Here is a 12059-nt window from a genome sequence, read left to right on the forward strand (position 1 = left end):
TGTCATATGGGATCTGACGCAGAAAACGGTGATCACATCGATGTATTTAAATCGGGATTTCTCGGCGACTTGATCCGCCCCGAGGATTCCGGCTACGACGACGCTCGCACAGTCTGGAACGGGATGATCGACAAACGTCCTGACCTGGTCGCTCAATGCCGGGACGTCGCTGACGTTATCAGCGCGGTCGAGTTCGCCCGCGAGCAGGACCTGCTCGTTGCCGTCCGCGGTGGGGGACACAACGCTGCTGGTCTCGGAACGTGTGACGACGGGATCGTCATCGACTGTTCCCCGATGAACTGGGTTGACGTGGACCCAGACATCCGGCGCGTTCGCGTCGGCGGCGGTGCCACCTGGCGCGACGTCGATCACGCGACCCAGGCGTTCGGACTCGCAGTTCCAGGTGGGGTCGTTTCCCACACTGGTGTCGCAGGTCTCACGCTCGGTGGCGGATACGGCCACCTCCGGCGAACGTACGGGTTGACCTGCGACAATCTCGTCTCGGTCGATCTGGTCACCGCCGACGGACGCTTCCTCACCGCCAGCGAGGATGAGCATCCGGACCTTTTCTGGGCGGTCCGCGGGGGCGGCGGTGCATTCGGCATCGTGACTGCCTTCGAGTTCGAGGCACACCCGATCGGGACCGAACTGGCCACGGTGGAGACGTGGCACCCCATCGAGGATGCGGCGGAGGCATTCAAGGTCTGGCGCGACTTCGTCGAGACCGCGCCGCGAACGGTCAGTGGGGAGGCGATCATCTGGGGCGTACCGGAAGACCCCCACTTCCCGGAGGAGTACCACGACGACCCGGTCGCCATCATCACCGCCGTCCACGCTGGCGACACCGAGGAAGGTGAGGAACTCCTCCGGCCACTTCGCGAGTTCGGGTCGCCGCTGTTCGACTTCAGTGGCCGGACCCGGTACCTCGACCTCCAGCGGGGGTTCGACCCGTTCTTCCCGGCCCACGAGCACCGCTACTACCAGGGATCGGTCTACCTCGATTCGCTGGACGACGAGGTCATCACGGAGATCGTCGAGCGTGAGCCGTCGCGGCCTGACCCTCGGATACTCTACTACGTGTGGAACCTGGGTGGGGCGATCACCGACGTTCCGGAACACGCCACGGCGTTCAACGGCCGAGAGCACCCGTACCTTCTCGCCATCGACTGCAAGTGGGACGACCCCGAGGCTGACGAGGCGATTCTCGATTGGGCGCGTTCCTTCCAGCGGGACATGCACTCCCACTCCCCGGGTGAGAGCTACCAAAACTTCCCTGGACTGGGCGAGAACGAGGACGGCGAACCCGAGCGATCACCGCGACGCGACGAGACGGCCGACCGGTTAGTCGAGCTGAAGGACAGATACGATCCGATGAACGTGTTCAGCCGCAATCACGGCGTCACGCCGTCCGAACCGCCACGGACTGACGGAGGAGCGGGCGATGAGTGAGACCGTCAACCACCGGTCCTCCCAGACAGAGCCGGCCAGGCACGAGAACGCTATCCAGACCAGATACGACGAGTTAGTTCGCGCGGCCGAGGCCACCGTCAAGGTGTATACGCCAGCTGAAGCGATCGATCTGGCTGGCGAAGCTGGAATCCTCTTCGTCGATGTCCGCGACGCTGTCGAGCTATCTGAAGGGAAAGTCTCCGGAGCCATCCACGTGTCCAGGGGACGGTTGGAGTCACATCTGACCCCCGAGAATCCACGGTACGTGGATGACCTCGACGACGCGGCCGAGATCATCTTCTACTGTGCGGGAGGTGCACGCTCGGCGCTGGCTGCACAGCGGGCGCAGGAACTGGGATTCGACCGCGTCGGACACCTCGCCGGTGGGATCTCCGCATGGAAGGACGCTGGTGGACCGATGCAAGTGATCGAAGACCGTTGCTGATATACTATGTTTCCCGACCACATCGAGACGGCCCGACTCGACCTCGAACGGATTTCGCACGACTCCGTCGATGTATTCGAGCTTCACGAACTCTACTCCAATGGAGACGATACGGAGGAAATGTTCGAGTACTGGGATTCGTCTCCCCACGAGACGGTGAAAGAGACCTACGACTACGTGGATGAGGCCGAACGACTGTGGGACGAGCTAGCGGGTGTGAAATACCTGATTCGACCGAAAGACGGAGAAGACGGGGCAGGCGTAATCGCTGGAACGACAAGGATGTATCCAAATTGGAAAAAGCGGTCCGCCAAGCTTGGGATTCTTCTCGGCAAGCGGTTTTGGGGCCGCGGATACTCCGGTGAACGAGCTGATGCCATGCTGTCCGTCGCATTCGATCGACTCGATCTTGAACTCGTCGTCGCCGTCTACATCGACGGGAACGAAAAGTCTCGACGGGCGATCAACAGGTACGTCGAACGGTATGGTGGCCAATACGAGGGATTGCTGCGAAATTGGCTTCCGGTGGACGAAACCGTTGTTGATGCCCATCGATACTCGATTTCACGTGAAGAATACCTTGCGATGGCCCAATGCTGAGCGGTTGCTCCGTTGAGACCGATAGAACGGTTTCCAATTCGGAATCAACGTTTGCTGCCTCTTTCTCTGGATTCGGTAGGTAGTTTCTGACAGAATCTGAGTAGTACATTCAGTCTCTGCTGAATAGAAGGCGCGAATGACCCGAGCGTCAGAACTTGATCTAGGAGGGAAACACTCGCTCGATACAGGTCGAACTCGCACTGTTGGGGGGGTCATCATGGGGCATTCCATCAACAGAGTTAAATTTTACTTAGCCATCATCAGTCATATACATGGACAGTGACCGGTTGCGCGTAGAGTTCATGGACACCGTCTACGAAGCTGCCTCCCGCGACGACGTGGACTACTACGTTGACCTCGCAACGACAGTTGAAGGCCCAGTGCTTGAGTTGGGTTGTGGCACCGGTCGGATCTACCTCGAACTGCTCGAAGCGAGCGTGGATGCCGACGGCATCGATCTTTCGGCGGACTCACTCGCTGCCCTCCGGGAGAAAGCCGAACAGAGAGGACTCGAACCGAGCGTCTGGCAGGCGAACATGGCCGAGTTCATCGTCGACAAGGAGTATGCGCTCGTCACCTGCCCGTTCAACGCCGTACAGGAACTGACGACAATCGAACAGCAGCAGGCACTCTTCGAGTCGGTGTACGATGCGCTGGCCCCTGGCGGAAAGTTTGTCTTCGACACGTTTGTCCCTAACTTCGCGTACATAACCGACATGTGGGGCGAGTGGCAACAGCGGACGATAGAGTTTCGAAACGAACCCGTCGAATTCCACACCTGCTCACGTATCGTTGATGAAGTGACCCAAGAGTACGTCTCCGAGAAGAAAGCCATCACACAGGACGGCGAGGAGTTGTTCTCCTTTCAGGGCCGGGCGACGCTGCTGCCCTACCGCGAACTCGAGTTGCTCGCTCGCTCGTCGCCGTTCGAGTCCTGGAAAGTGACCGGCGACTACACCGATGAGTCACTAACCAACGAACATTCGGCACAAGTTTGGACGCTAATACGGACGTAGCATAAGACCGTGAACCGTGGTGTATTATCTGATCTATCGGACAGTCTTCACTTTTCCCTGCCAGTTCCCCAACCCCAAACGGACTTCGGGTATTAGATATGCGCTTTGTCCCTTACACAACGCTGTATTGATCCTCTGGACTGAACGCCAGTACGACGAACAACGTCGAATAACGAAACCATGCTACCACGACAGGTTACACTGACGAGCGTTCGCGGTTCCCGATCAGTCCGGTTACCGAGTGTCCGGTGGTGGGTGGTATCTACCAGTACACCAGCTTCGGTCACCCGACGTGAACCTTCGTCACGTGGCCGCCACAGCCACACTGATCTACGTACTCCCACTCCAGAGCACGAGTGGATTGGCTACGGGCGTACGATTCGAGATGGGGCCAGAGGTACCCGTCAGGGTGTCCATGCTCGGCGTGGGTAACGAGGTTGACGTGGTATCCAGAGCCCGTCGCTTCGATCGCGTCGATCGCCTCCGCGAGGATCAGGTCGCGGTCGTCGGCGTGGTGGGGCGCTTCGAGGTTCGCAGACCAGGAGTTCTGGTGTTTGCGTCTGGTGATCGGTTCCCGACTCTCGCCCGCCGTTCGACCGTCGTCGGTCGGCGGGTCGGCGCCGATGTTTGCGGTCATACTCGCACGTACGGTCCCGGTCACCCTCGTCGTGGGCGCGAACATATTCGCGCATCGCCAGGCGAACCATCCACCGGGAACCGTCGGAACATGTTCGCAGGGAAAGGCAGGCGGACGGAGATGAAAGCACGACCATGGCTGCAATACTCGGCGATATCGAGACGGATCAGGGGCCGCCGCTCTCGATCCCCATCCGTCACTTCGTCGTCGGATTCGGATTCCTGCTGCTCGGCGTCGCCGTCGGGATGGCGAACGGGCTCGGACTCACCCCGCCGACGGCGATGCTCGCGAACGTACACCTGCTGCTGGTCGGCTGGGTTTGCGTGACGATCATGGGTGCGATGGTCCAGTTCGTTCCGGTGTGGTCGAACACGTCGATCCACTCGCGCCGACTCTCCGTCGTCCAGTTGTGGCTCGTAGCCGGTGGCCTGACCCTCTTCGTCGGGGCGTTGCTAACCGAGCGGCTGGCCTTCCTCGCGATCGGCGGCTCACTGGTCCTCCTCGGGTTCTGGGTCTTCGTCTACAACGTGGGCCGGACGTTGCTCGGCGTCAGGCCGTGGGACGTCACCGAACGCCACTTCGCGCTGGCGCTCTGTTTCTTCCTCGCGCTCTCGTCGCTCGGCCTGCTCCTGGCGCTCGGCTTCGCGCGCCCCATCTTCGCCGACCTGCCGGTCGACCACGGGGCCGTCCTCGCGAGTCACGTCACGTTCGCCGTGTTCGGCGCCGTCCTCACGACCGTCATCGGCGCGCTCTATCAGCTCGCGACTATGTTCACCCAGACGGAGTTTTACGCGCTCGACCGTCACATCCAGCGGTTCGAGTCGGTCGCCTACCCGATCGGCGTCGTCGGGCTCGCGCTCGGCCGACTGTTCGAACTGAGCTGGCTCGCCCGCGGCGGTGGCGTCCTGATCGTCGCCTCGATCTTCGGAATCGGGCTCTTTCTTGCCCGTCGGCTCTACCTGACGCGCGTCGACTGGACCCCGATGCTCACCCGGTACACCGTCGTGGCCGGCGCGATGGTCACCTGGGCCGCGCTCACGCTTCCGGCCTGGCTCTCCGACCCGCTCTCGCCGGCCGCCCGTTACGGCGCCCCGGGGACCGTCCACCTCCTCACGTTCGGACTGATCGCCTTCGTCGTCCTGGGAACGCTCTACCACGTCGTGCCGTTCATCGTCTGGGTCCACCGCTACAGCGACCTGCTCGGCCTCGAACCGGTCCCGATGATCGACGACCTCTACGACGACACCGTCGCCGCGCTCGACTTCGTCTTCCTCTTCGGCGGGACGGTGTGTCTCGTCGTTGCCGACCAGCTCGCACTCGCATCCCCGCTCTTTCCCGTCGGGACGACGGCGATCGCGATCGGCGCCGCCCTCTTCGTGGCGAACATGGGGCTGGTCGTTACCCGACACAGTCCGGACGGCGTCGGGACGATTCTCTTCGGTGAACGAGCGGTTCGCCGCGTGGATCGAACGGTAGAAGACTGACGACGAACCGCGGTGCCGGATTCCGACTCAGAACGGGACTTCACCACCCTCTGACGACGCGGGTGACCGAGGCTCGGAATCAGTGGCGGTATCTCCTCCGATACGCACCGACGCGTCGCCGGTCTCTTCGAACGCCTCCTCGAGCCGTTCGAGCTGGTCGTTGATCCAGTCGCTATCGTGGTGCATCGGATTCGCGCGAACCCGAACGAGGTCGTACTCGTGGCGGTCGGCGAGTCCGTTCCACGCGCGGAACGAGCCGATGGCGAGCGTGTGACACTGCGGGCAGAACGGGGTCGTCGGCGTGAACTCCGCGCGGAGGGCAGACGGATCGTCTCGCTCGACGGCGTACCGATACCCGGCGTCCGGGTGACGGGTGTCTAAGTTCAACCTGGCGAGGTTATAGTTGAACGTCATGTCGTAGACGCCCCTAGCTTCGAACAACTCGCGCGTCAACCGATGAAAGGCGACGTGGTCGTTCCCGCCGAGAACCTCGTGAGTCGACAGGAACGGCCCCGGTTCGGGAACGTGCTCGGCGACGAACGCGTCGTACGGATCGAACAACTCGGCCTCGTCGCCCCGCGCGAACGGATTGCGAAATCCCGCCATACGCGAACGGACGGTTCCCTGCCTGCTATACAGTCCGCCGAACACCTTCGTCCGTTCGGGTGCGTTCGTTACCGTGGTGCGATTCGACGGTGGGCGGCCAGTAAGTCCGTGGCGTGGTTTGACAGTGGGCGGACAATAGCCACCGAGACCGACGCGCGACTCAGTCGTGACTGATTTCGACGTGCCACTCGTCGGCGTCGACCCGCGTCGAGTCGTAGGAAAAGCCTCGCTGAGAGAGCACCTCGAACAGCGGCTTCGGCTCGAAGCTATTTATCAACAGGAACGTTTCGTCGGCCTCGAGCGCGTCGAGTTCGGTCATGATGGGCCCGAACGGTTCGCCGTCTACTTCGCGAACGTCGAGGGTCCGATCGGCATTCAATGCTGGCATCACCCGACCGTTCGAGAGCGATCGGAGTGACCGTTCTCCCGATCATATTCGCACCTCCCCCCACTTTCGACCGATAGCAGACGTCCGCCTCGCCGTTCACGTCCCGGGGATGTCCCGCTGGCTCCACAATCCGCAGTAGATGAACGACGTCCATCCGATCAGCAGTCCGGCAACGATAACCGCGAAGCTCCAGACCGAGGCGACGAAGAACAGGTGAATAACGATACCGACGGTAAGTAGCGCCAGGCTCGCCGTGAGCCCCGCGACACCGATACAGTCGTCAGGGGATGGGATGCCGAGGGTTTCGTACGGTTGCATGGGCGTATCGGCCACGAGGAACGGCTAATAGTATTTTTGCACTCCGGTGAACGGTTCGGTAAGAGAGATTCGAATCACCAGCTCGTTTGGTATCCGCCGGCGTGAGCGCCCACCGGCTGGTGGAACGAGCAACCCTGGTAGCTGGGAATCGGGTGCCGGCTATATCCCAACCACCGTAGAACGTCATTCTGGGCGCCACACCGCCCGCAGATCCACATCATCATGGCTCAACACGTCCTCATTCCGGTCGACGGATCGGCTCACGGCTTCGCCGGCCTCGAGTACGCCGTCGCGTCGTTTCCCGACGCCACGATCACGGCGGTCTGCGTCGTAAACCCGGCACGAGAACACGTCGTGGAACTCGACTCGCCGCTCTCGTCCCGCGAAGCGCTCGAAGAGCGAGCAGCGAACATCCTCGAGCGAGCCACCGAGCGCGCAGCGAACGCCGGAGGCGAGTGTCGGACGACGATCGAGACCGGCTCACCGCACACGGAGATCCTCCGCCTCGCCGTCGAAGAAGACGTCGACCACATCGTGATGGGAAGCCACGGCGAGTCGCCGATCACCCGCCCGTTTCTGGGCCGAGTCAGCGAGGCCGTCGTCCGGCGATCGCCCGTGTCGACGACGGTCGTCCCCGAGACGCCCGCCGAACTGAGCCGGCGCACCCTCCCCGGCAAGATCCTGCTCCCGATCGACGGCTCGGAACAGGCCGAGGCGGCCCTCGAATTCGCCGTAAAAACGTTCCCGGACGGCGACCACACCGCACTGCACGTCCTAGCGATGACGCTCGATCGGTCGCGGGACACTGTCCGAGGCACGTACCTCGAGGAGGTGCTCGCCGATCTCGAAAATCGCGGCGCGAAGATCCTCTCGTCCGCGACGTCGCTGGCCGACGAGTTCGGTGTGACGGTAGAGACGGACACCGCGCTCGGGAAACCCGCAGCCGAGATCGTCGCCTACGCGCAGACCCACGAATACGACCAGATCGTCATGGGCAGTCACGGCCGATCGATCCGCGAGTTAGGTATCACCGGGTCGATTGCCGAACGGGTCGTTCGTCGGTCGCCGGTGACCGTGACGCTCGTCGGCGGCCAACCCGACGAAGCGTGAACACCACACGACCCGACGGGCCCCGTATATCGCCAACGGTCGCCCGACGAACCTCGCTCACTCGAGTTCAGACACCGTAAGCAACGTTTCGACGGCGACGTCTGGCGAGACCGAGATCGAATCGATACCGGCCTCGACGAGGAACGCGACGTACTCCGGAATCGTCGACGGCGCATCGCCGCAGATGCCGACCGGGCGGTCGTGCTCGTGGGCCGTTTCGATCAGCGACTCGATCAACCGCAACACCGCGTCGTCGGACTCGTCGAACAGCGGCGCGAGGTGGTCAGAATTCCGGTCGATGCCCAGGACGAGCTGGGTGAGGTCGTTCGAGCCGATCGAAAAACCGTCGAACCGCTCGGCGAACCGATCCGCGAGCACGATGTTCGACGGCAATTCCGCCATCACGAAGACGTCCATCGACTCGGTCGACAGGCCGTACTCCGCCATGAGATCGAGCACTCGTTCGCCCTCTTCGACCGTGCGACAGAACGGAACCATCACGACGACGTTATCGAGGCCCACGTCGGCTCGCACCTGACGAAGGGCCTCACACTCCAGCCGGAACGCCTCGCGGAACTGCTCGTCGTAGTACCGGGAGGCCCCGCGCCAGCCGATCATCGGGTTGTCCTCTTCCGGTTCGTACTTCCAGCCCCCTTCGAGGTTGCGGTACTCGTCGGTCTTGAAGTCACTGAGCCGGAAGACGACGTCGTTCGGGTAGAACGCCGCGCCGATCTTCGCGATGCCCGTTCGCAACGCGTCGACGAACCGGTCTTGCTCGCCGCGCTCGATCAGCTCCAGCGGGTGGTAACCGACGTGAGAGGTCACGATGAACTCCTCGCGCGCCAGCCCGACGCCGTCGACGGGGAGGTTCGCGAGGGCGAACGCTCGGCCAGGGTCGCCGAGTATCAACATGACGTCGGTTTCGGTCTCCGGAAGTTCGTCGACGGCCTCTTCGATCACGTCGAACGCGAGTTCACCCTCGTACACGCGTCCGACGTCTGTCGAACAGTCGACGGTCACGGGTTCGCCGGTCCGCAGGTCCGTCGTTGCGGTCCCCGTTCGAACGATCGCGGGGATCCCGAGCTCGCGCGAGACGATGGCGGCGTGGGAGGTCTTTCCCCCTCGATCGGTGACGATCGCGCTCGCCTTCTTCATGACCGGAACCCAGTCCGGATCGGTCATCTCCGTGACCAGCACGTCGCCCTCCTCGACCTGCTCCATCTGTCGAAGGTCTTCGAGGACCCGCACGGACCCGGTCGCGATGGCGTTTCCGATCGCCACGCCCTCCAGCAGTTCGTCCGCGGATTCCGTGAGTCGATACGTTCGAAGAACGGTTTCCTCCGATGCGCCGTGGACGGTCTCGGGTCTGGCCTGGACGACGAACAGTCGATCGAGTTCGCCGTCTACGAGCCACTCGATGTCCTGCGGACGGTCGAAGTGTGCTTCGATCCGGGCGGCGTATTCGGTTAACTCGCGAATCCGGTCGTCGGAGAGCGCGTACGCGTCTCGGCGAGACTCGGGTACCGGTTCGAGTTTGGTTCCACCGTTGCGACGGACCATGCGCTGTGTCTTGGCCCCGAGTTCCTTCTCGACGATGCCGGTCGTCGGCTTGAAGACGGTGTACCGGTCGGGATCGACGGTACCCTTGACGATCGGCTCGCCGAATCCGTAGGCCGCCTCGATGACGACGGCCTCCTCGAACCCGGTGTCGGGGTCGATCGTAAAGAGGACGCCCGACGACGCCAGATCGGCTCGCCCCATCTTCTGGACCGCACAGGCGAGTTTCACATCGAAGTGATCGAAGTCGTTGTTCTCCCGGTAGACGATCGCTCGATCGGTGAACAGCGAGGCGAAACAGTTCGTTATCGAGTCGATCAGTTCCGTCTCGCCCGACACGTTGAGGTACGTTTCCTGCTGGCCTGCGAAGGAGGCGGTCGGGAGATCCTCTGCGGTCGCCGAACTCCTGACGGCGACGTCGGGATCGTCGATCCCCAACCTGGCTGCGAGTTCGTCGTAGCGTTCGACGATCTGCGATTCGAGGTCGGGCGGCATCGACGCGTCGGTGATCGTCCGTCTAATCCGCTCTCCGCGTCGACGGAGGTCAGACACGTCATCGACGTCCAGCCCGTCGAGTTGGGACGTGATCGCCTCCTGAATCCCCGTCTGTTCGACGTAGTAGTCGTACGCGTCGGCCGTCGTCGAAAATCCCGGCAACACCGGCACGTCGAGATCGGCGAGTTCACCCAGGTTGGCGCTCTTTCCGCCCACGACGTTCGTGTCCTCACCCCGTAGATCCTCTAACCACCGGATAAACGTGCGTTCGGTCATCGGCACTGGCCCGCACCACGCGGACGGTGATAAAACACCGACAGGAACCGTCACCGTCAGATCCGACCCCACGGCACGCAATTCGGCAGAACGAGACGCCGTCAAATACGGGTCGGATCGAACCGGATCTCCGTCGTGAAAGTAATCGGGGGGTGTCGACAGCCGGGCGTGCGAGCCCGTTCCGTCGTTCGATGATTCGATCGAAGCAGTGACGAGACCCGGAGAATATCACCGCTGCCCGGGTTGCGAAAGCCGCGTGGGTTGTACCTGGTGTGATGACCGACGACGTGTTCTCCCCACTCGAGATCCGAGAGACGACGATTCGAAACCGGTTCACCGTGTCCCCGATGTGTCAGTACTCCGTCGACGAACGGGATGGGCTGGCGACCGACTGGCACCGCGTCCACCTCGGCTCGCGCGCCGTCGGCGGCGCCGGCATCGTCTTCACCGAAGCCACCGCCGTCGAAGAACGCGGGCGCATCTCCCCCGAAGACCTCGGCATCTGGAGCGACGACCACCGCGATGCGCTCGCCCCCATCGCCTCGTTCATCGACTCTCACGGTGCGACGCCGGGAATCCAACTCGCACACGCCGGCCGAAAGGCATCGAAGACCCGGCCCTGGGAGGGTAATGAACCCCTCCAGCCCGGCGACGGCGGCTGGGAAACGGTGGCGCCGAGCGACGTTCCGTATCCGTACGATGGCGACCCGCCAGTGACGACGCGCCTCGACGCCGACGGGATCGCCGACGTCGTCGAATCGTTTCGCGCGGGGGCACGCCGCGCACGAGAAGCCGGCTTCGAGATCGCGGAAGTCCACGCGGCCCACGGCTATCTCCTCCACGAGTTTCTCTCACCGGTCACGAATCACCGCGACGACGAGTACGGCGGCAGCTTCCACAATCGCACCCGGATCCTCCGCGAGATTACCGACGCCGTTCGCGACGAGATGGGCGAGGACCGCCCAGTGTTCGTCCGGATCTCCGCGACCGACTGGCTCGACGACCGAGACTCGTGGGATATCGAGCAGTCCATTCGACTCGCAGACGACCTCTACGACGCCGGTGCCGACCTCATCGACGTCTCTTCGGGCGGCATCCACCCGGACCAGGACGTCGAGTGGATCGGACCGAACTACCAGCTCCGATTCGCCGAACGCATCCGAAACGAGTCCGAAAGCGACGTCACGGTCGCCACCGTCGGCGGCATCACGGCCGCCGAACAGGCCGACGCGATTATTCGAAACGACCGCGCAGACCTGGCCGTCATCGGCCGGACGTTTCTCAACGATCCCTACTTCCCGCTCCACGCCGCCGGTCAACTCGGCCGTGAGGACGCCGTCGACGTCCCGGTCCAGTACCAGCACGGATTCTAATTCCGCACGTCCTCAGTTTTGGCTGTTGACCGAACGATCGGTTGCTGTCAGAAACGATCCGAACGGTCATCGCTCGGCTACCATCGTCGAACCGACAACGTAGATCGGAGTCAGTAGCCGAGAACGCGGAGTACGACCCCGAGGATGACGCCGGAAAGGCCGACGATGATCCCGAGGCCAGGAATAACGGGAATCGGAAGGAGACCGATCCCGAGGATGATTGCGAGTACGATCACAACTGTCGAGATTCGAACCATAGACTATACCCTCGACACCGAGCCAAAGCATACCTGCTTGCTCCCTAC

13 protein-coding genes are annotated in these 12059 nt (G+C 62.6%); 7 read left to right on the top strand and 6 right to left on the bottom strand.

Translation table 11 applies throughout. The annotated features are described in order from the left end of the window. Positions 1-6: 6 nt before the first annotated feature. The 4 genes from NKH31_RS17435 (at position 7) to NKH31_RS17450 (ending at position 3510) form a co-directional block, all read left to right on the top strand. A complete protein-coding gene (locus tag NKH31_RS17435) occupies positions 7-1449 on the top strand; it encodes an FAD-binding oxidoreductase (RefSeq protein ID WP_254863061.1) in 1443 nt (480 codons plus the stop codon). Continuing rightward, positions 1442-1894, top strand: a complete 453-nt coding sequence (locus NKH31_RS17440) for a rhodanese-like domain-containing protein (RefSeq protein WP_254863062.1) — start codon at positions 1442-1444, stop codon at positions 1892-1894. Before NKH31_RS17435 ends, NKH31_RS17440 begins: the two co-directional genes overlap by 8 nt. Before the next feature lie 6 nt (positions 1895-1900). Further along, a complete protein-coding gene (locus tag NKH31_RS17445) occupies positions 1901-2494 on the top strand; it encodes a GNAT family N-acetyltransferase (protein WP_254863063.1) in 594 nt (197 codons plus the stop codon). A gap of 272 nt (positions 2495-2766) precedes the next feature. Continuing rightward, a complete protein-coding gene (locus NKH31_RS17450) occupies positions 2767-3510 on the top strand; it encodes a class I SAM-dependent DNA methyltransferase (RefSeq protein ID WP_254863064.1) in 744 nt (247 codons plus the stop codon). Positions 3511-3793: 283 nt separating this feature from the next. Here the strand turns inward: NKH31_RS17450 and NKH31_RS17455 are convergent, their stop codons facing one another. Beyond that, positions 3794-4147, bottom strand: coding sequence for a CGCGG family putative rSAM-modified RiPP protein (locus tag NKH31_RS17455; protein ID WP_254863065.1), 354 nt, complete (start codon positions 4145-4147; stop codon positions 3794-3796). Between the two features lie 134 nt (positions 4148-4281). Between NKH31_RS17455 and NKH31_RS17460 the strand changes: the two genes are divergently transcribed. Continuing rightward, complete coding sequence (locus NKH31_RS17460; protein ID WP_254863066.1) at positions 4282-5631, top strand: hypothetical protein; 1350 nt, start codon at positions 4282-4284, stop codon at positions 5629-5631. 27 nt (positions 5632-5658) lie between these two features. On the opposite strand, the gene NKH31_RS17465 is transcribed toward NKH31_RS17460, so the two are convergent. The 3 genes from NKH31_RS17465 to NKH31_RS17475 form a co-directional block, all read right to left on the bottom strand. Continuing rightward, positions 5659-6237, bottom strand: coding sequence for a DUF7998 family protein (locus NKH31_RS17465; RefSeq protein WP_254863067.1), 579 nt, complete (start codon positions 6235-6237; stop codon positions 5659-5661). A 160-nt stretch (positions 6238-6397) separates the two neighbouring features. Next, entirely contained in the window at positions 6398-6625 is a 228-nt protein-coding gene (locus tag NKH31_RS17470) for a DUF2249 domain-containing protein (RefSeq protein ID WP_254863068.1), read from the bottom strand. A gap of 96 nt (positions 6626-6721) precedes the next feature. After that, positions 6722-6943 (bottom strand): hypothetical protein, encoded by a 222-nt coding sequence (locus tag NKH31_RS17475; RefSeq protein ID WP_254863069.1) that lies wholly within the window; start codon positions 6941-6943, stop codon positions 6722-6724. Between the two features lie 222 nt (positions 6944-7165). On the opposite strand from NKH31_RS17475, the gene NKH31_RS17480 reads away from it, so the two are divergent. Then, positions 7166-8053: a universal stress protein gene (locus NKH31_RS17480; protein ID WP_254863070.1), complete on the top strand. Its 888-nt coding sequence runs from the start codon at positions 7166-7168 to the stop codon at positions 8051-8053. 57 nt (positions 8054-8110) lie between these two features. Here NKH31_RS17480 and ppsA read toward each other — a convergent pair whose 3' ends face one another. After that, on the bottom strand, positions 8111-10381 hold the full coding sequence (ppsA, locus tag NKH31_RS17485; RefSeq protein ID WP_254863071.1) for a pyruvate, water dikinase: 2271 nt from the start codon (positions 10379-10381) through the stop codon (positions 8111-8113). A 275-nt stretch (positions 10382-10656) separates the two neighbouring features. Between ppsA and NKH31_RS17490 the strand changes: the two genes are divergently transcribed. Further along, positions 10657-11754, top strand: a complete 1098-nt coding sequence (locus tag NKH31_RS17490) for an NADH:flavin oxidoreductase/NADH oxidase (protein ID WP_254863072.1) — start codon at positions 10657-10659, stop codon at positions 11752-11754. Positions 11755-11864: 110 nt separating this feature from the next. Here the strand turns inward: NKH31_RS17490 and NKH31_RS17735 are convergent, their stop codons facing one another. Next, positions 11865-11990: a hypothetical protein gene (locus NKH31_RS17735; protein WP_256547903.1), complete on the bottom strand. Its 126-nt coding sequence runs from the start codon at positions 11988-11990 to the stop codon at positions 11865-11867. Positions 11991-12059: the final 69 nt, after the last annotated feature.

Source organism: Halovivax gelatinilyticus (assembly GCF_024300625.1).
Taxonomy (GTDB): domain Archaea; phylum Halobacteriota; class Halobacteria; order Halobacteriales; family Natrialbaceae; genus Halovivax; species Halovivax gelatinilyticus.

Excerpts from the sequence above, each read along its gene's own strand:
- NKH31_RS17450 (WP_254863064.1), top strand. The coding sequence starts at position 2,767 with ATGGACAGTGACCGGTTGCGCGTAGAGTTCATGGACACCGTCTACGAA.
- NKH31_RS17465 (WP_254863067.1), bottom strand. The coding sequence starts at position 6,237 with ATGGCGGGATTTCGCAATCCGTTCGCGCGGGGCGACGAGGCCGAGTTG.
- ppsA (WP_254863071.1), bottom strand. The coding sequence starts at position 10,381 with ATGACCGAACGCACGTTTATCCGGTGGTTAGAGGATCTACGGGGTGAG.
- NKH31_RS17435 (WP_254863061.1), top strand. The coding sequence starts at position 7 with ATGGGATCTGACGCAGAAAACGGTGATCACATCGATGTATTTAAATCG.
- NKH31_RS17490 (WP_254863072.1), top strand. The coding sequence starts at position 10,657 with ATGACCGACGACGTGTTCTCCCCACTCGAGATCCGAGAGACGACGATT.
- NKH31_RS17480 (WP_254863070.1), top strand. The coding sequence starts at position 7,166 with ATGGCTCAACACGTCCTCATTCCGGTCGACGGATCGGCTCACGGCTTC.
- NKH31_RS17455 (WP_254863065.1), bottom strand. The coding sequence starts at position 4,147 with ATGACCGCAAACATCGGCGCCGACCCGCCGACCGACGACGGTCGAACG.
- NKH31_RS17445 (WP_254863063.1), top strand. The coding sequence starts at position 1,901 with ATGTTTCCCGACCACATCGAGACGGCCCGACTCGACCTCGAACGGATT.
- NKH31_RS17475 (WP_254863069.1), bottom strand. The coding sequence starts at position 6,943 with ATGCAACCGTACGAAACCCTCGGCATCCCATCCCCTGACGACTGTATC.
- NKH31_RS17440 (WP_254863062.1), top strand. The coding sequence starts at position 1,442 with ATGAGTGAGACCGTCAACCACCGGTCCTCCCAGACAGAGCCGGCCAGG.
- NKH31_RS17470 (WP_254863068.1), bottom strand. The coding sequence starts at position 6,625 with ATGCCAGCATTGAATGCCGATCGGACCCTCGACGTTCGCGAAGTAGAC.
- NKH31_RS17460 (WP_254863066.1), top strand. The coding sequence starts at position 4,282 with ATGGCTGCAATACTCGGCGATATCGAGACGGATCAGGGGCCGCCGCTC.